At 70.1% G+C, this 22,241-nt stretch carries 20 protein-coding genes; 16 read left to right on the top strand and 4 right to left on the bottom strand.

Going from position 1 to position 22,241, the window contains the following annotated elements; genetic code table 11:
• Positions 1–168: 168 nt before the first annotated feature.
• From ACFY2X_RS03190 to ACFY2X_RS03165, 6 genes are all read left to right on the top strand, one after another.
• Positions 169–837 carry an alpha/beta hydrolase gene (locus ACFY2X_RS03190; protein WP_389931595.1) on the top strand — a complete coding sequence of 223 codons (669 nt, stop codon included), beginning with the start codon at positions 169–171 and terminating at the stop codon, positions 835–837.
• 69 nt (positions 838–906) lie between these two features.
• Positions 907–1,053, top strand: coding sequence for a molybdopterin-dependent oxidoreductase (locus tag ACFY2X_RS03185; protein ID WP_389931593.1), 147 nt, complete (start codon positions 907–909; stop codon positions 1,051–1,053).
• Positions 1,054–1,362: 309 nt separating this feature from the next.
• Positions 1,363–2,988 carry an ABC-F family ATP-binding cassette domain-containing protein gene (locus ACFY2X_RS03180; RefSeq protein WP_389931591.1) on the top strand — a complete coding sequence of 542 codons (1,626 nt, stop codon included), beginning with the start codon at positions 1,363–1,365 and terminating at the stop codon, positions 2,986–2,988.
• 156 nt (positions 2,989–3,144) lie between these two features.
• Positions 3,145–4,764, top strand: coding sequence for a hypothetical protein (locus ACFY2X_RS03175; RefSeq protein WP_389931589.1), 1,620 nt, complete (start codon positions 3,145–3,147; stop codon positions 4,762–4,764).
• Positions 4,765–4,775: 11 nt separating this feature from the next.
• A complete protein-coding gene (locus tag ACFY2X_RS03170; protein ID WP_389931587.1) occupies positions 4,776–6,563 on the top strand; it encodes an ABC transporter ATP-binding protein in 1,788 nt (595 codons plus the stop codon).
• A complete protein-coding gene (locus ACFY2X_RS03165; protein ID WP_389931585.1) occupies positions 6,560–8,359 on the top strand; it encodes an ABC transporter ATP-binding protein in 1,800 nt (599 codons plus the stop codon). The genes ACFY2X_RS03170 and ACFY2X_RS03165 overlap by 4 nt, the downstream gene beginning before the upstream one ends.
• Here the strand turns inward: ACFY2X_RS03165 and glf are convergent.
• Complete coding sequence (gene glf, locus ACFY2X_RS03160; RefSeq protein ID WP_389931583.1) at positions 8,295–9,509, bottom strand: UDP-galactopyranose mutase; 1,215 nt, start codon at positions 9,507–9,509, stop codon at positions 8,295–8,297. The two genes, ACFY2X_RS03165 and glf, sit on opposite strands and share 65 nt — an antisense overlap.
• Positions 9,510–9,678: 169 nt before the next feature.
• Here glf and ACFY2X_RS03155 point away from each other — a divergent pair, with 169 nt between their 5' ends.
• On the top strand, positions 9,679–10,638 hold the full coding sequence (locus ACFY2X_RS03155; protein WP_389931581.1) for a ParB/RepB/Spo0J family partition protein: 960 nt from the start codon (positions 9,679–9,681) through the stop codon (positions 10,636–10,638).
• A 31-nt stretch (positions 10,639–10,669) separates the two neighbouring features.
• The gene (locus ACFY2X_RS03150; protein WP_389931579.1) at positions 10,670–11,911 is read left to right on the top strand and encodes an MFS transporter; all 1,242 of its coding nucleotides are present in this window, start codon (positions 10,670–10,672) and stop codon (positions 11,909–11,911) included.
• Here ACFY2X_RS03150 and ACFY2X_RS03145 read toward each other — a convergent pair.
• On the bottom strand, positions 11,893–13,737 hold the full coding sequence (locus ACFY2X_RS03145; RefSeq protein WP_389931577.1) for a glycosyltransferase: 1,845 nt from the start codon (positions 13,735–13,737) through the stop codon (positions 11,893–11,895). The two genes, ACFY2X_RS03150 and ACFY2X_RS03145, sit on opposite strands and share 19 nt — an antisense overlap.
• Before the next feature lie 250 nt (positions 13,738–13,987).
• Here ACFY2X_RS03145 and ACFY2X_RS03140 point away from each other — a divergent pair, with 250 nt between their 5' ends.
• Genes ACFY2X_RS03140 through ACFY2X_RS03105 form a run of 8 tightly spaced genes read left to right on the top strand, consistent with a single transcriptional unit; the run spans position 13,988 to position 20,753 of the window.
• Positions 13,988–14,980, top strand: coding sequence for a polysaccharide deacetylase family protein (locus tag ACFY2X_RS03140; protein ID WP_389931575.1), 993 nt, complete (start codon positions 13,988–13,990; stop codon positions 14,978–14,980).
• A gap of 1 nt (position 14,981) precedes the next feature.
• Positions 14,982–15,944 carry a diiron oxygenase gene (locus tag ACFY2X_RS03135; RefSeq protein WP_389931573.1) on the top strand — a complete coding sequence of 321 codons (963 nt, stop codon included), beginning with the start codon at positions 14,982–14,984 and terminating at the stop codon, positions 15,942–15,944.
• Positions 15,944–16,471 carry a dCTP deaminase gene (gene dcd, locus ACFY2X_RS03130; protein ID WP_389931571.1) on the top strand — a complete coding sequence of 176 codons (528 nt, stop codon included), beginning with the start codon at positions 15,944–15,946 and terminating at the stop codon, positions 16,469–16,471. Before ACFY2X_RS03135 ends, dcd begins: the two co-directional genes overlap by 1 nt.
• On the top strand, positions 16,468–16,992 hold the full coding sequence (locus tag ACFY2X_RS03125; RefSeq protein WP_389931569.1) for a hypothetical protein: 525 nt from the start codon (positions 16,468–16,470) through the stop codon (positions 16,990–16,992). The genes dcd and ACFY2X_RS03125 overlap by 4 nt, the downstream gene beginning before the upstream one ends.
• Positions 16,989–18,068 carry a glycosyltransferase family 4 protein gene (locus ACFY2X_RS03120; protein WP_389931567.1) on the top strand — a complete coding sequence of 360 codons (1,080 nt, stop codon included), beginning with the start codon at positions 16,989–16,991 and terminating at the stop codon, positions 18,066–18,068. The genes ACFY2X_RS03125 and ACFY2X_RS03120 overlap by 4 nt, the downstream gene beginning before the upstream one ends.
• Positions 18,065–18,892: an HAD family hydrolase gene (locus ACFY2X_RS03115; protein WP_389931565.1), complete on the top strand. Its 828-nt coding sequence runs from the start codon at positions 18,065–18,067 to the stop codon at positions 18,890–18,892. The genes ACFY2X_RS03120 and ACFY2X_RS03115 overlap by 4 nt, the downstream gene beginning before the upstream one ends.
• Positions 18,889–20,343, top strand: a complete 1,455-nt coding sequence (locus ACFY2X_RS03110) for a glycoside hydrolase family 3 N-terminal domain-containing protein (protein WP_389931563.1) — start codon at positions 18,889–18,891, stop codon at positions 20,341–20,343. Before ACFY2X_RS03115 ends, ACFY2X_RS03110 begins: the two co-directional genes overlap by 4 nt.
• Positions 20,340–20,753 (top strand): HIT family protein, encoded by a 414-nt coding sequence (locus tag ACFY2X_RS03105; protein WP_389931561.1) that lies wholly within the window; start codon positions 20,340–20,342, stop codon positions 20,751–20,753. The genes ACFY2X_RS03110 and ACFY2X_RS03105 overlap by 4 nt, the downstream gene beginning before the upstream one ends.
• On the opposite strand, the gene ACFY2X_RS03100 is transcribed toward ACFY2X_RS03105, so the two are convergent.
• Together ACFY2X_RS03100 and ACFY2X_RS03095 are read right to left on the bottom strand one after the other, a co-directional pair.
• Positions 20,733–21,554: an inositol monophosphatase family protein gene (locus tag ACFY2X_RS03100; RefSeq protein WP_389931558.1), complete on the bottom strand. Its 822-nt coding sequence runs from the start codon at positions 21,552–21,554 to the stop codon at positions 20,733–20,735. The genes ACFY2X_RS03105 and ACFY2X_RS03100 overlap by 21 nt on opposite strands.
• A complete protein-coding gene (locus tag ACFY2X_RS03095) occupies positions 21,551–22,180 on the bottom strand; it encodes a LuxR C-terminal-related transcriptional regulator (protein WP_389931556.1) in 630 nt (209 codons plus the stop codon). Before ACFY2X_RS03095 ends, ACFY2X_RS03100 begins: the two co-directional genes overlap by 4 nt.
• Positions 22,181–22,241: the final 61 nt, after the last annotated feature.

The following is a 22,241-nucleotide window of genomic DNA, read 5'->3' as shown; positions in this document are numbered from 1 at the left end:
ATCATTCCAGGTCCAATCCTTGACGCCTAGCCTTGCGGTCATGCCATGCATCGGCACCCGTTCAAAGGCGTAGTCCACCCGCATTGAGTTTGCCGACGGCCATCGGGCTTTCCTGGCCTGGGGTGACGCCTCCACACATATCAAACTGAGAACCTTGGAGCACCGTTCATGACTACCGTGATGCTCGTCCACGGCGCCTGGCACCGGCCGACCTGCTGGGCGAAGCTTGAGACCGAGCTACACGCCCTCGGCTATGACACGCGTTCGCCGGCGCTACCCAGCTCCGGCGAACATCCCACCGCCGGCGTACACGAGGACGCCGCCGTGCTGGCCACGGAACTGGCGTCGATCGAGGAACCGGTCGTGCTGCTCGGCCACTCCTACGCGGGCATCCCGATCACCGAGGCCGCCGCCGGAGCGGGCACCGTCGAGCGGCTGATCTACCTCGCCGCATACATGCCGGACAAGGGGCAGTCGATGTACACCCTCCACGGCATCCCCGACCCCGAAGACATGAGCGGCCTGTTCCCGCTCATCAGCGAGCCGCGTACCTCGCTCTACGGCGACCTGGCCGACGCCGAGGCGGAGCAGGTGATGAGCGAGCTGGTCCAGCAGACCGTCCGATCGTTCGCGGAGAAAGTCCACGTAGCCGCCTGGCAGGACATCCCGTCCACCTACATCGTCACCGAGCAGGACAAAGCCATCCCGCCCGCGCTGCAGGAGAAAATGGCGGCCCAAGCCACCGAGATCCGCCGGATCGCGAGCGCTCACTCTCCGTTCCTGTCCCAGCCGCGCCAACTGGCCGCCCTCATCGACAAGATCGCGCGGTCGGCCTGAACGGCATCGCAGGCGGGAACGGACACCGGGGAAAGTCCTCGTCAAGCCCCTGGTCATGGCAGGCCGCCGATGCTCTCCCAGGGCCATGGCGGTCCGCACCGCGTCGAGGGCAACGGTGGCCCCGTACGGCTCTGCGTCGCGCTGATGTACTTCTACAAGTCCGCCGAATGGCTCTCCGGCATCTCCGTCACCGACAAGGTCGTCCCTGGTTACTGAGCGCAGGCCCTCGATGCCATGGACGCGCAGTTCCTCCGCGGGGACGACGGCAAGTGGGCCACAAGGAGGCTCAGGCGGCCGGCACGCACTGATCCCGGCGGCTGCTATGGTGAAAGACGCTTGAGATCGGAAGCTAGGAGATCAGACGTGGCAGGTGACGACGACATCTCCGGGTGATACCGGAGGTTGATCGGCCCCGGCAGGCGCACATGACCGCCGCCGATGTGGCCTTGTTCGTCGTTCCCCCAATCCCTGCCCCCTTTGCCGGGCGGCTTCGGCGCGCCCGCGTTCTCGTACGAGGTCTCTCGCATGTCCGATGCGTTCATTGTCTGCTCCCACCTGTCCTTCTCCTGGCCTGACGACACGCCCGTCTTCAGCGACCTGTCCTTCACCGTGGGCGGCGGCCGCACCGGCGTCGTCGCCCCGAACGGCGCGGGCAAGAGCACGCTGCTCAAGCTGGTCGCCGGCGAACACGTGCCCCGTGGCGGCAGCGTGTCCGTCGACGGCGTGCTCGGCTACCTGCCGCAGAGCCTGCCCCTTACCGGCGACCTGACCGTGGCCGAGGTCCTCGGCATCGCCCCGGTGATCGCCGCGCTGGACGCCATCGAATCGGGCGATGCCGGCGAGGAGCACTTCACCACGATCGGCAACGACTGGGACATCGAGGAGCGCACCCGCGCCCAGCTCGACCGGCTCGGGCTCGGCGACCTCGCGTTCGACCGCACGCTGGGCACGCTGAGTGGTGGCCAGGTCATCTCGCTCGGCCTGGCCGCGCAGCTCCTCAAGCGGCCCGACGTCCTGTTGCTCGACGAGCCGACGAACAACCTCGACCTCGGTGCGCGCCGCAGGCTCTACGACGTGCTCGACGACTGGAACGGCTGCCTGCTCGTGGTCAGCCACGACCGGGCCCTGCTCGACCGGATGGACCGCATCGCCGAGCTCGGCCGGGGCGAGGTCCGCTTCTACGGCGGCGGCTTCACCGCGTACGAGGAAGCCGTGCATACCGAGCAGGAGGCCGCCGAGCGGAACGTGCGCAGCGCCGAGCAGGAGCTCAAGCGCGAGAAGCGGGAGATGCAGCAGGCCCGCGAGCGCGCCGAGCGCCGGGCCGGCAACGCCGCCCGCAACCTCAAGAGCGCCGGTCTGCCGAGGATCTTTGCCGGGAACATGAAACGGGGCGCCCAGGAGTCCGCCGGGCGGGCGGGCCAGATGCACGCCGCCCGCGTCAGCGATGCCAAGGCCAGGCTCGACGAGGCCGGGCGGGCGCTGCGCGACGACCAGAAGATCGCGCTGGAGCTGCCGGGGACCAACGTGCCCGCCGGGCGCACGGTCTTCCACGGCGAACGCCTGCAGGCCCGCGGCCTGTTCGCCGAGCCGGGCATCGACCTGACCGTCCGCGGGCCCGAGCGCATCGCGCTGACCGGCCCCAACGGCGCGGGCAAATCCACTTTGCTGCGCCTGATCAGCGGCGAGCAGGAGCCGGACGGCGGCACGACCAGGCGGGCCGACGGCCGGGTCGCCTACCTGTCGCAGCGGCTCGACCTGCTCGACGTCGAGCGCACCGTGGCCGAGAACCTGGCCGCGTTCGCCCCCAGCATGCTGGAAGCCGAGCGGATGAACCTGCTCGCCCGCTTCCTGTTCCGCGGTGCGCGTGCGCACCTGCCGGTGGGCGTGTTGTCGGGCGGCGAACGGCTGCGCGCCACGCTGGCCTGCGTGCTGTGCGCCGAGCCGGCGCCCCAGCTGCTGCTGCTGGATGAGCCGACCAACAACCTCGACCTGGTGAGCGTGGCGCAGTTGGAGAGCGCGCTCAGCGCGTACGAGGGGGCGTTCGTGGTGGTCAGCCACGACGAGCGGTTCCTCGCGGAGATCAAGGTGGAGCGCTGGCTGGAACTGTCCGGGGGGCGGCTGCTGGAGACCGGGGAGCCTGTCGGTGAGTGACGCGGGTGCGACCGTGTGCACGCTGATCCTCAACTGCAGGGCGATGACGGCGCCGTTCGACTGGCGGTGCGATCCACTCGAACAAGTCGATCACTCGTTGTGAAGCCCGGAGCGCCATGCTCTTATGTGCTCCTGTTCCGCGCGTAAGGAGCCGAAGTGCTGAACATCGGCATGGCCGTCATGTATCACCCCAGCAGAACGCCGCAGGCCAGGGCACTGGCCGAACGGTGCTCCCCCCTGCGGCCCGTGCTGGTGGAAGACCCTGATCCCGCCGGGGTGCCCAGCCCGCTGCGTACAGCGAAGCTCGCTTGGGCGGCCTCCCGCCCCGACGCCACGCACCATCTGGTGCTGCAGGACGACGCGGTGCTCGCGGAGGACTTTCTCGAGCACCTGGAGGCCGTGGTGACGCGTCGCCCTTCGCACGGAATCGCCCTGTACGTCAACCGTGGCAGTCTCAGGAACGGCTATCTCGTCCGGCGTGCGGCGGCGATGGGCGCGCGCTGGTCACCGCTGTCGAGATCCGAGTACACACCGACGCTGGGATTCCTGCTGCCGGCCGAGAACGCGAGATCCCTGGCCGACTACCTGCGCACGGTCCCCGACGAGTTCCGCGACGACGACGAGGTGGTCACGCTCTTCTGCCGCGAGCGGGGGATCCCGGTCGTCGCCACCGTGCCCAACCTGCTGGATCACGGTGACCTGCCGAGCGTCGCGGGGAACCACGGCCACGGCGCCCGGCACGCGGCCGTGTTCGGCGACCACGTGAAGATGACCCCGGGGTACTGGGACGGCGGTCCCGAGGCGGCGGGCCGGTGTCCGGACGTCCCCCCGTTCGTCCTGGAGATGCACGACTCCCGATGCCTGATCAGGTTCACCCGCCCCGGCACCGGTGAACCCGTCGATCACGTCTACGGGTGGTACTGGCACGACTGGTGCGAGCTGCTGAACGTCGACGCCGCGCACGTGACAGAGACCTGGCGCGCGCAGGTCGCCGACCGGAGCGCGGTGAGCCTGGAGTTCTGGGCCGCCGGATACCTCCTCGGCTCCGACGTGTCCCGCTCCCCGGAGGGCGCGGGGAACGACCGTCCGGCGCTCCGGGCGGCCGTCGAATCATGGGCCGACTGCGGCCTTTCCCCGCACGATGACCTCGACCCGGCGGGAAGGCAGGCTCTCGTCGAGATCTGCCTGGCGGGTTTCCGCACGGGTGGCGATCGCTCCGCCGAGGAGCTGGACGAGCTGATCGACAGGATGGCGCGCAGGGAGGCCGAGGTGCTCACCCTGGAGCCCCCCAACGAGGTGCGTGTGCAGGCCCCGGAAACGCAGATCCTGCTGGAGATACGCCGATGCCCATGGTGCGGGGCCGCTCCTGATGCGCGGATGCCGTTGCGCGAGGCCGCGCCGTACGAAGGAGGCGTGGCCCCGGTGCCCGTCCTCACGGCCCTCAGCTGCGAGGAAGTACCGGCCAGGAACCTGCTCGCCCTGCGCGGCCGGGAGGGGGGAGCGCGGCTGCGGACGCGGGCCGCCTTCTGGGCGGACCTCGTCGAGAGGACCGAGGCCGGGCTGTCCGATGACGAGGTCCTGCGGGGAATCAGGGAACTGGACGAGCACGAAGCCGCGAACCGCGTGCTGCCCGTCTCCAGCCGGCTCGCGGGGATCGCCGACAGCACCCACTTCCTCACCGTTCACGCGGACAGCCCGTTCGTCGGCAGGCTGAACCGCCGCTACCGCGCCGCGCGCCTAGCCGTGGTCGGAGCCGCTCTCTGGGGCGGCTCGTGAGGGACGTCGGCGTGATCGCGCGGCTGGCGCTGCGGTCCTGCCCCGGATTGCTCGCCGCGTCGGTCCTGCTCAACCTGCTGATTGGGGTGCTGCCCGCCGGGTTCATCATCTGGACCGGTTTCATGTTCGAGCGGCTGCGGACGGCGGACGCTCCCGGGCTCGCGACCGCGATCGGTCTGGCCGTCGGGGCGTTCGTCCTGCAGCAGCTCCTGGTCCCCTTCCAGGCCGCCCTCGGTGAGGCGGTCATGCGCCGCGTCGACGGGCACCTCACCCAGCGGCTGATGCGGTCCGCTCTGGTGTCCGCGCCGATGGCGGCCCTCGAAGAGCAGCGGACGGCCGATCGGCTGGCGGACGCGCGGGACGGGTTCGACCGGGTGCAACCCACGCCGGGAGACGCGGTCGCCGGGACCCTCGCGCTGATCGCCCGCTACACCCACCTGCTGAGCGCGGCGCTGCTCATCGGGATCGTGCTCGGGCCGCTCCCCGGCGCGATCGTGACGATCACCGCGCTGATCATCAGGTTCGGCCAACGGGGCTCGCTCGGCCGCTTCTCCGCGCTCTGGGAGGGACTGGCCGGGGAGCGCCGCATGTCCGCCTACCTGCGCGGCGTGCTGACCAGCCCGCAGTGGGGCAAGGACATTCGGATCCTGCGGATGCTGTCGTGGCTGCAGCACCGCCACCGCGACGACTCGGTCGGGTATCTCTCGCTGCTGTGGTCGGGTCGCAGGCGGATCTACTTCGTGCCGTTCCTCGGTTACGCGCTGGTGGGTCTGCTCGGCGGTGGGCTCACCCTGGTCCTGCTGGCGGGGACGGCCGCGGCGGGCGAGCTGAGCCTGTTCGAACTCTCGCTGGCGATCCAGGCGGCGCTCGTGCCGATCCGCTTCGGCGTCTACTTCCCGGAGAGCGACGTCAAGACGCAGGTCGGCCTGCAGGCGTACCGGGCGATCGTCGAGTTCGAGGAAGCCTCGGCCCGACCGGAAACCGGGCAAGCCGGGAAAGAGGTGGGCGCCCCCCGGCGAGCCATCCGTTTCGAGGACGTCGGATTCGGTTACCGCGGCCAGAGCGTCCTGCGGAGACTGGACCTGGAGATCCCCGCTGGGTGCTCGACGGCGATAGTCGGGCTCAACGGCGCGGGGAAGACGACCCTGGTCAAACTGTTGGCGAAGCTCTACGAGCCGCAGGACGGCCGGATCCTGGTCGACGGGACCGACCTCGGGTACGTCGACGCCCGTGCGTGGCAGCGGCAGCTCGCGGTCATCTTCCAGGATTATGTGAAATACGAGCTCAGCGCCGCCGACAACATCGGACTCGGCGCGCCGGCACTGATCCACGACGAGACGGCGCTCCTGGCTGCGGCCGAGCGGGCGGGTGCGCTGGAGGTGCTGCGCTCGCTGCCCGGCGGGCTCGGCACGCCGCTGTCCAGGAAGTACTCCGGCGGAAGCGAGCCGTCGGGCGGCCAATGGCAGCGCATCGCCTTGGCCCGAGCCTTCCTGGCCGTCGCCGGTGGGGCCACGGTGCTCGTCCTCGACGAACCGACGGCCCAGCTGGACGTGCGGGCCGAGGTCGAGTTCTACGACCGCTTCCTCGATCTCACCCGCGGCCTGACCACGGTCATCATCTCCCACCGCTTCTCGACGGTACGGCGAGCCGACCGGATCGTCGTCCTGGAGGACGGGCGCGTGGCGGAGTCGGGTTCGCACCAGCAGCTGCTCGATCTGGACGGCCGGTACGCCCGGCTCTTCCGGCTGCAGGCGCAGCGTTTCGCCGACGAAGTCTCCACGCTGAAAGCGGCCCAATGAACGCCCTGCTGCGCGCCTCCTGGGCGCTGTTCGCCCTGGCCGCTCGGACCGACCGCGGTCGGCTGGCCCGGGCCTCGGCGCTGGTGATCCTCGGCTATCTCGCCACCCCGCTCATCGCCCTGGGTCTCATGGCGTTCACCAACGCGGCGATCGCGCGGGACGCCGGGGCGGCCACCTGGTTCGCGGTGGGCGTGGCCGTACTCCTCGTGGTGGAGCTGATGGCCGTGCACTTCGCGCACCTGGCCTACTTCGAGGTGGGCGAACTCGTCGAGGTGCGGCTCAACGCCCAGCTCGGCGACCTCCTCCACGGCGCACACGGCCTCCACCACTTCGACGACCCGCGGGTGACCGATGCCGTCGCGCTGATGCGCGAGGGATTCGCGCAGACCCGCGACGGGGTCGAGGCGCTGCTCCAGTTCTGCGGCCTGGCCCTCCAGACGGCGGTCACCACGATCCTCCTGTGCTGGCTCGACCCGTGGCTGATCCTGCTGCCGATCGCCGCCCTACCGCCGGTGCTGATCGGCGACCGCGCGCAACGCGTGCTGGACGCGGCCAAGGAGGCGACGAGCGAGAGCACCCGGTTGGCCGCCCACCTCCTCGCGGTCTCCACCTCGATGGCCTCCGCCAAGGAAGTGCGGATCTTCCACGCCGAGGAGGAGCTGATCGAGCGGCAGGCGGGTCACTGGTCCCTGGTGTCCGCGGCGCTGCGTACCGCGCAGTTCAAGAGCGCGGCGCTGCGCGCATCGGGTCAGCTGCTGTTCGCCCTGGCGTACGGCGGCGCGATCATCGTGGTGATCTCCCAGGCCGCCGCGCACGAGGCGAACCTCGGGCAGGTGGTGCTCGTCATCACCCTGGCCGTACAGGTCAGCCTGCAGGTCTCCAGCGCGCTCGGCCTGCTGTCCCGGCTGCAGTCCTGTGCCGTCACTCAGGGCCGACTCGCGAAGCTGCGCGAGCGCCTGGGCGAGGAGGACACGAGGCGGTCATCCGCGGTCGAGGTGGTCGAGATCCCGCGACGGCTGGAGCGCGGGATCCGGCTGGAGAACGTGAGCTTCGCCTACCCGGGCACCGACCGGCTCGTTCTGCGCGAGCTGTCGCTGGACATCCCGCCCGGCGCCACCACGGCGTTCGTGGGGGAGAACGGGGCGGGGAAGAGCACCCTGGTCAAGCTGCTGTGCGGGCTCTACGAGCCGACGGCAGGCCGGATAATGATCGACGGCGTGGACCTGCGGGACATCGACCCCGACCTGTGGCGGGCCCGCCTCGCCACGCTCTTCCAGGACTTCGCCATGTTCGAGCTCCGCTTGCGGGAGAACGTCGGGGTGGGAGAGCTCGACCGGCTCCGCGACGACGACGCGCTCACCGCCGCGCTGCGCCGGGCGAAAGCCGAGCCGATCCTGGAGCGGGTGCCCGGCGGTCTCGACGGCCTGCTGGGGCACGGCTACGGCGACGGTGTCGAACTGTCGGGTGGTCAGTGGCAGAGCCTCGGCCTGAGCCGGTGCCACCTGCGTGACGATCCGCTGCTGCTGGTGCTCGACGAGCCCGCGTCGGCACTCGACGCCGCGGCCGAGCACGCGCTCTTCGCGCAGTACGCGGAATCGGCCCGGCAGGCCGGCCGAGACTCCGGCGCCATCACGATCTTCGTGTCCCACCGGTTCTCGACCGTCCGCATGGCCGACGTGATCGTCGTACTCGACCAGGGCGGCCTGGTCGAGGTGGGCGATCACGCCCGCCTCATGGAGTCAGGGGGCCTGTACGCCGAGCTGTTCGGCTTGCAGGCCAGGGCCTACCGGCACTGACCGGCATCAGGCGGCCCGCGGCGAAGCGAGGGCGCAGCCGGTTGTCGAACATGGTCAGCGCTGACCCGATGGCCATGTGCATGTCCAGGTATTTGTAGGTGCCCAGACGCCCGCCGAACAGCACCCCTGACTCCGCCCGCGCCCGCTTCCGATAGCGGGCGAGGATGTCCCGGTCGGCCGTGGAGTTGATCGGGTAGTACGGCTCGTCATTCCTGGCGGCGAAGCGCGAGTACTCCCGCATGATCACCGTGCGGTCTTCGGGATAGTGGGCGCGCTCCGGGTGGTAATGCCGGAACTCGTGGATCCGGGTATACGGCACGGCCATGTCCGAGTAATTGATCACCGGGGCGCCCTGGAAGTCGCCCACCGGCATGACCTCCAGCTCGAAGTCCAGCGTGCGCCAGCCCAGCTCGCCTTCGGCGTAGGCGAAGTAGCGGTCGAGCGGCCCGGTGTAGACGACGGGGACGGCGCCCACGGGATTCGCGTCGAGCTCGAAGAAGTCGGTACCGAGCCTGATCTCGATCCTGGGATGGTCGGCCATCCGCTCCAGCCAGGCCGCGTAGCCGTCGCGCGGCAGGCCCTCGTAGGTGTCCTGGAAGTAGCGGCTGTCGAAGGTGTAGCGCACCGGCAGGCGGGAGATGACCTCGGCGGGCAGGTCCCGCGGATCGGTCTGCCACTGCTTGGCGGTGTAACCACGAATGAACGCCTCGTAGAGCGGTCGTCCGATGAGCGAGATCGCCCGGCCCTCCAGGGTTTCGACGTCCACGGCCTCCGCCGCCTGCCCGGCGATGAGCGCCCGGGCCTCGGCGGGGGACATCATCCGCCCGAAGTAGGCACACACGGTGCCGAGGTTGATCGGCATCGGGAAGACCCGGCCTTCGAACACGGAGAACACCCGGTGCCGGTAGTCGGTGAAGGACGTGAACCGGTTGGCGTACCGCCAGACCTGCTCGTTGGAGGTGTGAAAGAGGTGCGAGCCGTACCGGTGCACCTCGATGCCGGTCTCCGGATCGGCCTCGCTGTAGGCGTTCCCGCCGATGTGCTCGCGCCGCTCCAGGACGACGACGTCCAGGCCGAGTTCCGCGGCGCAACGTTCGGCGATGGTCAGGCCGAAAAACCCGGAGCCGACCACGACAAGATCCGCTCTCATGGGGGGGCAGGTTAGGGAGCGGACTCCCAGCGCCGCAACAGCGTCATTGACTGCCCATTGGCGGCCCGGCTACTTTCGCCAATAGTAAGAGTTCTTTCCTATCAGCGCCGAGTCTGGTTAGAGGCAACCGAAAGTGGTTGCACACCGACAACGAAGGAGGGCCAGAGTCATGGTCTCGAACCATGCTCTCTCACCGGAGACCGAGCTGGTTCCCCTCAGTGCTCTGCGCCCCGCGGACTCACCCAGGCTTGCCGGGGAGGACGCCGCGCACGTTCTCATGCTCGCCGAGATCGACGTCCCGCTACCGGCGATCGTCGTGCATCGCGCCACCATGCGGATCATCGACGGCATGCACCGGTTTCACGCGGCTCACCTGCGCGGGGACGACGAGATCGAGGTCAGGTTCTTCGACGGCGGCGCGCGGGACGCGTTCATCCTCGCCGTCAGGCTGAACGCGGCCCACGGGTTGCCGCTGACGCAGGCGGACCGGGCCGCCGCGGCCGCGCGGATCATCGACTCCCACCCGCAGTGGTCGGACCGGTTGATCGCCTCGGCGAGTGGCCTCTCGCACCGGACGATCGCCGGGATCCGCAGGAATTCGACTGGGTCCAGTGCCCGCTCGAACGCCAGGACGGGGCGGGACGGGCGGGTCAGGCCGCTCAACGCGGCCGAGGGGCGGATGCTCGCCTTCCGGGTGATGACCGAGCGCCCGGAGGCGTCCCTCCGGGAGATCGCCGAAGTGGCCGGAATCGCGGTCTCCACCGCCAGGGACGTCCGGGAGCGGGTCCGCCTGGGCCAGGACCCCGTTCCGCGGAAGCTCAGGGGCGACACCGGCGGGGAGATCGGCCCCGCCGACGGCGGAGGCGAATCCCGAGTCCCGTCCGACGAGATCGGGGCGGTACTCGACAGGCTCAAAAGGGACCCGTCGCTGCGCTTCACCGACGTGGGGCGCACCCTGCTGCGGCTCCTGGACGCCACTCAGGTGGTCAGCACGGACGGATGGATGCGGGTCGTCGGCGGCATTCCTCCGCACTGCACGGAAACGCTCGCGCAGGTCGCCCGTGCCTGCGCCGAGTCCTGGCTGTACTTCGCGCGGGAAATCGAAACGCGAGGGCGCGAGTCCGCGTGACCGCGGCGACGCAGAATGCGGAGTGGGACAGATGTCTGTGATCGCGCGGGCGCGCTGGGCGCTGTGCGGAGTCTTCTGGCTGAGCGGTGTGGTGTGCGCCCTGTGGAGCGCCGCGCTGCCCGCGGTCAACGAGCGCCTTCACCTCGGTGAACTGCGATTGGGCGCGGTGCTGCTCACGATCGGCATCGGCACCCTGGTGACGATGCCGATCGTCGGACGGCTCTGCGACCGCTGGACGAGCCGGAGGGTGCTCGGCGTGGTGGCGTCGGCCGCGGCCATCTCCCTGCTCGGCCCGGCACTGGCCCCCTCCTACCAGGTCCTGCTGGTCGGCGCGTTCGCGCTCGGCGGGGGACTGGGAGCGCTCGACGTCGCGATGAACGCTCATGCCATCGAGGTCGAGCGGGAGTACGGCCGGCCGATCATGTCGGCCTTCCACGGCGTGTGGAGTCTCGGTGGTGTCGCGGGCAGCGCGGTCATCGCGGCCGGGCTCTACGCCGGGGCCGACATCAGGGCGCTGATGGCCGCCGGCGCGCTGGTCAGCGGACTGCTGTCCCTGGTGCCGGTGCGGTTCCTGCTTCCAGGCCGCTCCGTCGAGCGGGCGGCGCGGAACGTGGCGGACGACCGGCAGGTCGGGCCGATCCGATATCCCGCGGTGATCCTGCTCGGCGTGATCGCGCTGTGCGCATGCGTCAGCGAGGGTGGGGCCAACGACTGGGCGGCCCTGCACGCGAGCGACGTCCTCGGCGTCGATCCCGGCTTGGCGTCCCTGGCATACACGATCTTCGCGATGACGATGACGGTGGCCAGGCTCCTCGGGGACGGACTGACCAGGCGCCTGGGCCCGGAAAGGACCGTCCGCTGGGCCGGTTCGACGGCGGTCGCCGGATACGGGCTGGTGCTCCTGGCCACCTGGCTTCCCGGCGCGGATCTCCCGGTCCGGACGGTCTGCGCCTATGCGGGCTGGGCGCTCGCAGGGCTGGGGCTGGCCACGGTCCTGCCTGTGGCGCTGAGCGCCGTGGGCTCCCTGCACGGATCGGGAGCAGGGGCGGCCGGCCGGGTGCTCTCGTGGGTGACGATGTTCGGTTACGTCGGCCTGCTGTCCGGCCCGGCGATGATCGGCCCGCTGGCGGAGGCGACGTCGCTGGGGACCGCGATGCTGCTCCCGGCGGGGCTCGGTGTGGTGATCGCCTTCACCGGTCCCTTCGCGGTGCGGATGAGCGGCCGGCTTGACGGCACCCGCACGGACGACCAGGTTCAGGCGTCCAGGCCGTAGAGACGCGTCCAGTTCTCCCTGCTGGACAGTTCGGGCAGCGCCTCCCGGTACCGCTTCCGTACGGCGGCGCCCTCCCTGCGCAGTCTGAGCAGCGTTTTCACACTGCGTCCTGCCAGAGTGAGCATGAGGCGGAGGTCGTAGCGTCTGATCCGCACGCCCTGCTGCGAGGCGTCGGTCACGACCGCGGTCTCGAACAAGGCGACATGCCACCAGTGCGCCTCGTCGTGCGGGACCGCGCCGAGCGCATACCGATGGCGGCCCAGCAGCCGATCCAGCGTGCGCCTGAGCACGGCCAAGCATGGCCGCGGCCCGGCGTTGACCACGGCCAGGTCGTGCGAGGCGATCCCGGGGGGAGCGGCGGCCGGGTGCCGGACGGTCTCCGGGTACGCGGTTCGCGACTCCTGTACCTCCCGCAGCGCGGTGACCCCGCCGTCATGCAGGGTGCCGGGTCCGGTGAGGAAATCGTCGACCGCCCGCAGGATCGTGTCGGCCAGGCCGTACCGCATGGCGAGCAGGTGCTGGCCCAGTTCGGTGCCCAGCTTCCTGACGAGCCTCGGCAGGTCGAACCCGCCGTGCAGCGCCGAGATGATCGTGTAGTTACGGATCAGGAAGTAGCGGTTCAGCTCGTCCAGGTCCTTCAGGGCGAAGTCGGCGTGCCACAGCCCCGCGCCAGGAAGCGTGATCGTCGGGAAGCCGTGGGCGCGGGCGCGGTAGGAGTACTCGGCGTCGTCGCCTTGGAAGAAGACGGGAAGAGGGTAGCCGATATCCCTGACCACCTCGTACGGGATGAGGCAGGCCCACCATCCGTTGTAGCCCGCGTCGAGGCGGCGCTCCTGGAGTCTCGCGCCGAGCAGGTCCACGTCCTGCCCGCTGTGCGGCATCGGGACGCCCGGCTGGATTCCGTCGAGATCGGTCTGCTGGGCGTCGGCGAGCAGGACATGGGGGTGGAACAGGTTGAGCATCTGCCCACCGACGATCATGGGACACGCGGTGCGGTCGCCGAACGCGGTGATCCGGACGATCAGATCCGGCTCGAGCAGGACGTCGTCATCCATGAGCAGCGCGCTCGACCGCTCGGTGGCGGGATCGCCCGCCAGCTCGTACAGGCCGCGGGTGAATCCTCCCGCCCCGCCGAGGTTGGGCTGCGTGAGGTAGCGGAGCCGATCGCCGAGGCTCTTGGCGACCTGGGGGAAACCGTCCTGCGCGCTCACCAGGTCGGTGCCGTGGTCGATGACGTAGACGCCGCTCAGCGCTTCCATCGCGGCGCGGTCGTCGGCCAGTGCACGCAGGTTGCGCAGGCACTCTCCGGGGCGGTCCGTCGTGCAGATCACGACCGCCGTCTGGCGCCGGGCGCCGGGCGCATCGACGGTCCAGCGCACGTTCTCGACGGTCAGGCACTGGTCCGCCTCGGTCTCCAGGTCGAGCCAGAGGGAGCCGCCGTCGACGAATCTGTCCAGCTTCGCGACCAGCGTGACCTCGCGCGTGTCACCGGTCTCGGCCTCGTGCGCCGTGACGGTCCGCGCCGGCCCCGCCGTGTCGGACGCCACTATGGACAGCAGCCCCGCTCCGGTCACGGTCAGCTCGACGCGGATCTCGTGCGCGTCCGTCCAGCGCTGCCAGTAGCTGGCCGGGAACCGGCCGAAGTAGGTGTCGCCTGAGACCTTCGTGGCGGGGCGCAGGCTCAGACCGGTCCGCCGCCGCGAGGCGGATCCGTGGACGACGGTCGCGTACAGGTCCTTGCTCACGGTCTCGGACGGCCCGGTGAACAATCCGCGCTGCGCGAGCCGCCTGCCGCCGTTCATTTGCCGGTCGCGGGTATTCGTCAAGGTAAAAACTCCCGATTTATCGAAGCTCAGCCGGGACGGTACACAAACGGCCGCCGAACGCGCACTGTCATTGACGCGCATTCAGTTCGAGGTGAGCATGTACTGCGCGGTCGGGGGTTTCCGGATTCCCGCTCGGTGTTCAACTGGTAAAAGTGCCCAGTTGAACTCTTTCGATTTAACTTCACATCAATGAAAGAAGCTCATGCTGTACGCCGGAGTAGCCTGGAATTCCACCGGATATGAAGTCGGGGTGACGGATGAGGACGGCCGTGAAGCGACGTCCCCGGTCCGTTTCAGAGCCGGTCAGCGGGCCGACGTCGTCGCGTATCTGCACCAGGTAGCGGGCCAGTCCGGCCAGCGGCTCGTCACCGTCGTGGAGAGCACCAACGGGGTCCTGGACGGCGCGATGATGGTTTCCGGGCTGGAGGTCTACCGCGCCGATCCGTGGGCGCTGCCCGAGCGCCCGCTGCTGGGCTCCGCCCCCGCCCTGGTGCTGGCCGAGGCCGCCCGGCGCGACCTGTCGGCGCTGGCCAAACTCAAGATCGACGGCGGTACGCTCACCGGGCGCATCGACGAGCTGGACGCCGGGATCGCGCGGAGCGCGGCGGCCGAGGAGCCGCTGAAGCGGCGCGGGCGCTGGATCAGGCACGGCAGGCGCACCGACGCCAAGGTCGCCCTCACCTTCGACGACGGCCCCCACCCGCCGTTCACCGGCCAGATCCTCGACGTGCTTGAGCGGTACGCCGTTCCCGCGGCCTTCTTCTGCGTCGGGCTGCACGCGACCGCGGGCTCGCAGGAGGTGGCCCGGATGAGCGAAGCGGGGCACGTCATCGGCAATCACACCTGGTCGCACCCTTTCCTGCCCGACCTGTCGCGCGACCAGTTGGACGAGCAGATCGAGCGGACCCACGAGGTCCTCGCCCTCGCGGGCGGCACCCCGTCGAACCTGTTCAGGCCGCCCTACGGGTCGCGGACGCCGGAAGTGGTGGGCTGGCTCGGTGCGAGGGACCTGCGGACCGTGTTGTGGGACGTGGAGCCGTCCGACTGGGCGATGCCGGGGGCGGATGTCATCGCGCAGCGGGTGCTGGAGCAGGCGCAGCCGGGTTCCGTCGTCCTCATGCACGACGGGGGAGGAGACCGCTCCCAAACCGTCGAGGCGCTTCCCGCGGTCATCGAAGGGCTGCTCGACCGTGGTCACCGCATCGTGCCGCTCACCGAGTTACTGGAGTCTGAAGGAGAGTGAAGTGACGATTTCCATCGAGGACGACGAGCTCAGCGTCGGCCCGAACACGCTCCGGCGGCTCGCGGCCGCCTGGCCGAGGCGGGCCACCATCCGCACGGACATGATGGATGTGCTCAATCCGGGTGCGTACGACCCAGGACTCCTGGACTACCCGGCCGGCCTGTTGCCGTTCGGCGAGCACCCGGACTTCCTGGCCGCCTCCGATGAGCAGCGGTCGCAGGTGAACACGCTGGCGTGGCTGGCCTACAACGAACGGGTCATCGCCGCGGAGGAGTACGTGGCGAACCCCACCTTCGAGATGCTCGCGCACGGCGTGTTCCCCGGCGTGGAGCGGTTCGAGGCCAAGGAGGCGATCCAGCAGTCGCATGTCGACGAGGTCTGGCACACCTACATGCACATGCTGGCCATGCAGCGCACCCGGCAGGCGAGGGGGATCGTCGCCGAACCCGCGACCTACGAACACCCCGTCACCAACCGCCGCCTCTACGCCCTGACCGCGGAGACCAGCGAACGATGGGAGCGGGACCTGCTCTACCTGCTGTGGACCGCGGTCGGCGAGATCAGCATCAACAAGTTCCTCGACCTGGTGGCGGGCGACCGCACGATCCAGCCGATGCACGCCCTCATCACCCGGCTGCACGCGCGGGACGAGAACGCTCACGGCCCCGTCATGTTCGAGGTGCTGAAGGACGTCTACGCGTCTCTGGACAGGAAGCAGCGGGACCTGCTCGTCAGGACCCTGCCCGACGCGATCCTCGCTTTCGGCGCGGAGGACTACGGGCTCTGGCTGGAGATCTTGCGGTTCGTCGGGATCCCCCGGGCGCGGCAGATCGTCGAGGACAGCCGCAGCCTGCCCGGCTCGGACCTCCTGGTGACTGACTTCCTCCCGATCCAGCGGCTGGCCCGGGAACTGGAGATCGAGCATCTCGTCGATTTCGACTTCTCGACCAACCAGAGGATCTGATGATACTCACGGGCCCGGAGATCATCGCCGCGACCGAAAGCGGCAGGATCGGGATCTCGCCGTTCAACGCCGACCAGGTCAACCCCAACAGCTACAACGTCCGGCTGGGCCGGACGCTGCTGACTTACGCGGACGATGTCATCGACCCCTACCGGGAGAACCCCACTCAGGCCTTCACCCTCGACGACGAGGGGTACGTGCTGCGGCCCGACCAGCTCTACCTCGGCCACACGGTGGAGCGGGTGGGGTCGGACGTCTACGTTCCGCTCCTGTTCGGCAGGTCGTCCGTCGGCCGGCTCGGGCTCTTCGTGGAGATCACCGCCCCGATCGGCGACATCGGGTTCAACGGGCAGTGGACCCTGATGCTGTCCCCGGTGCGGCCGCTGCGCGTCTACCCGGGGATGAAGATCGGCCAGATCATGTTCTTCGTCTCGGTCGGCGACATCGACCTGTACGCGGGCAAGTACCAGGCGGCGAAGGGCCCGCAGTCCTCGCGATACTGGAAAGACAGAATGGCCCTGCTGTGATCCTCACAGGTTCCGCCATCGCGGCGGCCGTGCGCCAGGGCGACATCGTCATCGATCCCTACGAGCCGGAGCGGGTCTCGCAGAACGCCTACGACTGGCGCCTCGGCGACACCATCCGCGTCTGCGGCCTCGACCTGGACGCCGCGGCCGCGACCAGCCTGCCCGAGCAGCGCATCCCGCCCGAGGGCATGGTGCTGGCCCCGGGGGTGCTCTACCTGGGAGTCACCTACGAGCGCACCCACTCCGAGCGCTACGCGCAACTGATCAACGGGGACCACACCATCGGCGGCCTGGGCATCTGGGTGCACGTCTCCGCGCCGCTCGGCCATGTCGGCCACGCCATCCGCTGGACGCTGGAGATCTGCGTGGTACGGCCGGTGCGGATCTATCCCCGCATGACCTTCGGGAAGATCGTCTTCCTGGAGACGTTCGGGTCGCGGGCCAGCTACCAGCAGATGGGCAGCAAGTACATGCGGACAGAAGGCATCGACGTCTCCCGCCTGCACGAGGAGCTGAAATGACCGCGATCACCGGCGTCGACCTGCCGGTGGGCAGCCCCGGCGGCAGCGTGGAACTCCTTAAGGACCTCTATCTGGCCCCCGGCCGACCGGTGCCGGCGGACGTCTTCATGCTGGCGGCGCACGAAGGCCCGCCCGACACCGACCGGCCCGCGCTGCTCAAGGTGGACGGGAAGTGCCTGGACGGGCAGGGGTTCTGGCGATACGTGGCGGACCTCACCGCGGCGATCAGGCACAGGTTCGCGCCCGAGGACTACGGGATCCTCCACTTGCAGCACCTGGCCTTCGGCGCGACCCCGGCCCTGCTCCGCGCGTTCCCTCGACACCCGAGCCTGGCCTTCGTCCACGGCACCGATCTGCTCTTCGCGGTCGACAACCCCACCCAGCGGGAAGTGCTCGGCGAGGCCGCCGCGGCCGCCGACGTCGTCGTGGCGCCCACCACGGCCATGATCGACCTGCTGCTCGCCATCGCCCCGGTGCAGCCGCGGCGCGTCGCCCACATCCCGTGGGGGGTGCCCGACCAGCTGCTGTCGGAGCCGACGGTACGGCACCGGCGTGCGGGCGAGGAACTGCGCATCCTCTACGCAGGCCGGCTCACCGCGGAGAAGGGCGTCGAGAGCCTGCTCGACGCCGTCGTCCGCCTCGACGGGGTCACGATCGGCGTGGCCGCGCCCGAGATCGAGTACCGGGCCATGGGCGGCCGGGTCGACCTGTCGGCCGTGCGCTATCTCGGCTGGCTGGATCGCCGCGAGCTGTGGCGTGCCTTCGGCGACCACGACCTGCTCATCGTGCCCTCGACCAGGCTGGAGGCTTTCGGCCTCGTCGCGGTGGAGGCGCAGGCGTGCGGCCTGCCCGTGATCTACCAGCCGGTGCCGGGCCTGGTGGAGGTGCTGGGGGACTCCGCCCTGCGGGTCGACCTCTCCGCGCCTCGAGAGCTGGCCGACGTCATCGCGTGGCTGGCCAAGGACCCGGGGGCGCTGGAGGACATCCGCACGGGCGGACGCCGCAACGCCTTACGGTTTCCGCTGTCGAACACCATCAGGGACATCAACTCTCTTTCTATGGAGCTGCAGCGATGACATCTGTGACACCACGCCTGGTGGCCACCGACCTGGACGGGACGATCGTCCGCAGCGACGGGACGGTTTCCGCCCGGACGGTCGCGGCGTTCGACCGGGTCCGCCGAGCGGGAGCGCTGTTCGTCTTCGTCACGGGCAGGCCGCCCCGGCTGATGCGGGACATCGCCGAGGCGTTCGGCCACCATGGCCTGGCCATCTGCTCCAACGGCGCGTTGCTCTACGACATGAGCCGCGGCGAGGTCGTCGGGGAGAACCTGATACAGCCGGAAGAACTGGTCGAGGCGGCCAGGCTGCTGCGAACGGTGATCCCCGGGATCGGACTGGCCGTCGAGTACGCCGAAGGCCTCACCGCCGACGAGCTGTACGAGGTGGGGGACTGGGACAGGGACGTGACGATCCGGCGGGTCGGGGACTCCGAGCTGTTCCGGCACCCCGCGCCCAAACTGATCGGCCGCCATCCCACCCTGTCGGCCGACGAACTGCTGGCGCTGGCGGCCCCCGTCCTGGCGTCCATCGTCACGCCGTACCACGCCAACGGCGAGCGGCTGGTCGAGGCCATCGCGACCGGCGTGAGCAAGGCATCGGCGCTGCGGGAGCTGGCGGACAGGCAGGGGATCTCACCCGTCGGTGCGATCGCCTTCGGAGACATGCCGAACGACCTGCCCATGCTGTCCTGGGCCGGCACGTCGTACGGCGTGGCCAACTCACACGCCAGGGTGCTGGAACTGGTCGACCACGTGATCTCCTCTCAGGACGACGACGGCGTCGCCGAAGTCCTGGAGCGGCTCTTCCCCGAGGTCGACCTGGCGGGAGCGGACCGGTGAGCGGCTACGACCGGCTGGTCAACGCCTGCCTGCTCCCGGGTTTCGACGGCACGGACGTCCCCGCCTGGGTGCATCGGGCGCTGACGGAAGGGCTCGCCGGGGTGACGCTCTTCCCGCACAACCTCATCGGGGGAGATAGGGTCCGGGCTCTGTCCCACACGCTGCGCGCCACCTCCCCCGACGCCCTCGTCGCCATCGACGAGGAAGGCGGCGACGTCACCCGCCTCCATTACGAGAGCGGCAGCCCCTACCCCGGCAATCTCGCGCTCGGTGTCGTCGACGACCTCGACCTGACCCGGCGGGTGGCGGCGGCGATCGCCGGTGACCTCGTGGCGGCCGGCGTCAACTACAACCTGGCGCCGTCGTTCGACGTCAACAGCGACCCGGAGAATCCCGTGATCGGGGTGCGCTCGTTCGGCGCCGTTCCAGACCTGGTCGGAGCGCACGGCGCGGCCTACGTGCGGGCCATGCGGGAGGCCGGTGTCGCCACCGCGGCCAAGCACTTCCCAGGCCATGGCGCGACCGTGACCGACTCCCACCACACGCTGCCCGTGATCGACTGCGACCTGGGGACGTTCAGGCGCCGCGAGCTGGCGCCGTTCGTCAAAGCGATCGAAGCGGGGGCCACCAGCCTGATGATCGCGCACGTGGTGTTCGAGGCGCTGGACCCCGAGTTCCCTGCGACGCTGAGCCGCGCGATCCTGCACGATCTGGTGCGGGACGAGCTGGGATACGAGGGCGTGCTGCTCAGCACGGCCCCTGCTCTGGAGGCCGCCGCCGGTCCTGCGGCCGTGGTGGCCGCGGCGGTCCGCGCGTTCCAGGCCGGTGCTGACCTGCTGCTGATCGGGCCGAAGGGCGGCGAGGGGCTCTGCGCCGCCATCAGATCCGGGGTCGCGGACGCCGTACGGCGGGGCGAGCTCACCGTGGCGGCGCTGGAGCGGGCGGCGGCGCGGGTCGAGGCGATGCGGGCCTGGGCCAGGCCCGGCCGGGCTGTGCCCGCGGTGGACTCCGCGGTAGGTCTGGAGGCGGCGCGGCGGGCGGTACGCGCCGAGGGCGATGTCGTCTTGCGCGGTCCGGCGGCGGTCGTCGAACTGCGCGCCCCGGCCAACGTCGTGGCGGGGGAGGCGTACTGGAGCGTGGCCGACCAGCTCGGTCGGCTGGAGCTGGCCGATCGCGGCGTGCGCGTCGATGAGCACGGGCCGGGTCCCGACAAGGTGCTGGCCCTGGCGGGGCAGCGCCGACTGGTGATCGTCGTCAGGGACGCCTACCGGCACCCGTGGCAGCGGGCCTGGGTGCGGAAGGTCATTGCGGCACGTCCCGACGCCGTGCTGGTCGGCGTCGGCATGCCCGACGACGCGGAACTGGCCGGCCGCTCCAGCGTGCTCACCTTCGGCGCTGGGCGGTCGAACATCCAGGCCGCGGTCGAACTGCTCGCCGGGAGCCGCGGATGACCGGTCGCGAGTGCGTCTTCTGCGACATCGTGCGAGGACGGCAGCCCGCGGCGATCGTGTTCGAAGACGAGCTCACGATGGCGTTCCTCGACATCACGGCGGTGACGGAGGGCCACACGCTGGTCATTCCCAAGCGTCATGCCGACGACCTCTGGGAGATCTCCGAGGAGGACGCCACGGCGGTGACGCGTACGGTGCACCGGATGGCGCGGAGGCTGCGCGAGGTCCTGGACCCTGACGGGCTGACGCTGTTCCAGGCCAACCGCGCGGCGGGCTGGCAGGACGTGTTCCACTTGCACGTGCACCTGGTGCCGCGCACGGCCGGTGACCACCTCCACCGGCCGTGGTCCGCGGAACCGGTGAGCCTGGCGACGCTGGCGGCCACGTGTTCACGGCTGCGGGTCGTATGACGCACCCGGCCGCGCTGTCCCCCATGACCCGGCCATCGCCCGTTCCACCCGGCGGCCGAGCTCCTCGTGCGGCGCGCGCCAGGCGACGAAACCGCCCGGTGCGCCCGTCCGGGGAGCGGGGAACTCGGTGAACCGCCCACCGGCGGCCGTCACCAGGACCCGCCCCGCCGCGATGTCCCAGGGGAACACGTCGGCGTTGGCCGCCACGTCGGCGCGACCGGCGGCGACATACGCGAGGGCCAACGCGGAACTGCCGATCCTGCGCACGTCGGCGGCGTCCAGTACCCCCAGGAACAGCTCCAGTTCCCCGCCGTCGGCGGTCCCGGCGGTGGGGATGTCGGTGAGCAGCATCGGCGGCGCGTGCCGGTCCTCCGTGATCTGGTGGTCCTCCTGGGCCGGCCGTATCCCGGTGCCGTCCGAGCTGAACAGCTCGTCGCGAACCGGGTCGTAGACGCAACCGGCGATCGGGACGCCCGCCAGCACGGCGCCGACGGAGACGCAGAAGAGCGGGATGCCGCGGGCGAAGTTGTGGGTGCCGTCGATCGGGTCGACGTACCACGTCAGGTCCCCCGCGCCGCTGGCGCCGTCCTCCTCGCCGATGACGACGCTGTCGGGGAAGGCGGTGGCGAGCTCTCGCCTGATGATCCGCTCCGCGGCCGAGTCGTACTGCGTCACCAGGTCGTACCGGCTGGACTTCGCGCTCGTGCACACCGGCCGGGAGAAGGCGTCGGCGAGGTAGGCTCCCCCGCGGCGGCACGCGCGGGCCGCGGCCTCGACCACGTCTTCGGTGTGCCGGCTCACGGGCGGCTCGGAGTGGTCTCTCGCACCAGGCCGTACTTGATGGCCGTGACCACGGCGGCCGTTCGGTTACTCGCGCTGAGCTTCAGCAGCAGGCTGCTCACCAGGCGTTTGGCGCCATGCTCTGAGATCCTCATCCGGGTGGCGATCTGGCGGTTGCTCATCCCGCTGGCCAGATGGGTCAGCGCCTCCTGCTCGCGGAAGGTGAGTCGCGCAGAGCCGAAGGGGAAGCCGGCACCCCGGCTGATCAGCATCCGCCCGAGACCGGCCGGCAGCGGCATCTCCCCGGAAGAGAGCTGCATCAGGGCCCGCTCCAGGGTGTCGGCCTTCAGTGTCTGCCGGATGAGGTAACCGTCGGCGGGGCTGGCGGCGACGTCGAACCCGGCCTCAAGTTCACGCTCATCGATCAGCAGCAGCGTGCGGGGGGCGGCCACGCCGGGATCGGCCCGCGTGAGCGTGACGCCCGCCAGGCTGTCGGGGGTGGCGAGCACCACGTTGACGGTGGAGAGTTCCAGCGCGTGCCGCACCTGTTCCACGTCGTTGAAGTAACGCACCTTTATCCGCAGCGAAAGCGTCGGCAGCAGCGTCTCCAGGCCCAGCCGCAGCAACTCGTCATCAACGAACACCACTACATGAATTGGTAGGTCCACTATTCCCCCATGCGTATTGGCGAGGACCGTCGAAAGGGAT

Source organism: Streptosporangium sp. NPDC000396 (assembly GCF_042898655.1).
Classification (GTDB): domain Bacteria; phylum Actinomycetota; class Actinomycetes; order Streptosporangiales; family Streptosporangiaceae; genus Streptosporangium.
This window is presented reverse-complemented; position numbering and strand designations above follow the sequence as displayed.

Excerpts from the sequence above, each read along its gene's own strand:
- ACFY2X_RS03190 (WP_389931595.1), top strand. The coding sequence starts at position 169 with ATGACTACCGTGATGCTCGTCCACGGCGCCTGGCACCGGCCGACCTGC.
- ACFY2X_RS03185 (WP_389931593.1), top strand. The coding sequence starts at position 907 with ATGCTCTCCCAGGGCCATGGCGGTCCGCACCGCGTCGAGGGCAACGGT.
- ACFY2X_RS03180 (WP_389931591.1), top strand. The coding sequence starts at position 1,363 with ATGTCCGATGCGTTCATTGTCTGCTCCCACCTGTCCTTCTCCTGGCCT.
- ACFY2X_RS03165 (WP_389931585.1), top strand. The coding sequence starts at position 6,560 with ATGAACGCCCTGCTGCGCGCCTCCTGGGCGCTGTTCGCCCTGGCCGCT.
- glf (WP_389931583.1), bottom strand. The coding sequence starts at position 9,509 with ATGAGAGCGGATCTTGTCGTGGTCGGCTCCGGGTTTTTCGGCCTGACC.
- ACFY2X_RS03155 (WP_389931581.1), top strand. The coding sequence starts at position 9,679 with ATGGTCTCGAACCATGCTCTCTCACCGGAGACCGAGCTGGTTCCCCTC.
- ACFY2X_RS03150 (WP_389931579.1), top strand. The coding sequence starts at position 10,670 with ATGTCTGTGATCGCGCGGGCGCGCTGGGCGCTGTGCGGAGTCTTCTGG.
- dcd (WP_389931571.1), top strand. The coding sequence starts at position 15,944 with ATGATACTCACGGGCCCGGAGATCATCGCCGCGACCGAAAGCGGCAGG.
- ACFY2X_RS03120 (WP_389931567.1), top strand. The coding sequence starts at position 16,989 with ATGACCGCGATCACCGGCGTCGACCTGCCGGTGGGCAGCCCCGGCGGC.
- ACFY2X_RS03115 (WP_389931565.1), top strand. The coding sequence starts at position 18,065 with ATGACATCTGTGACACCACGCCTGGTGGCCACCGACCTGGACGGGACG.
- ACFY2X_RS03105 (WP_389931561.1), top strand. The coding sequence starts at position 20,340 with ATGACCGGTCGCGAGTGCGTCTTCTGCGACATCGTGCGAGGACGGCAG.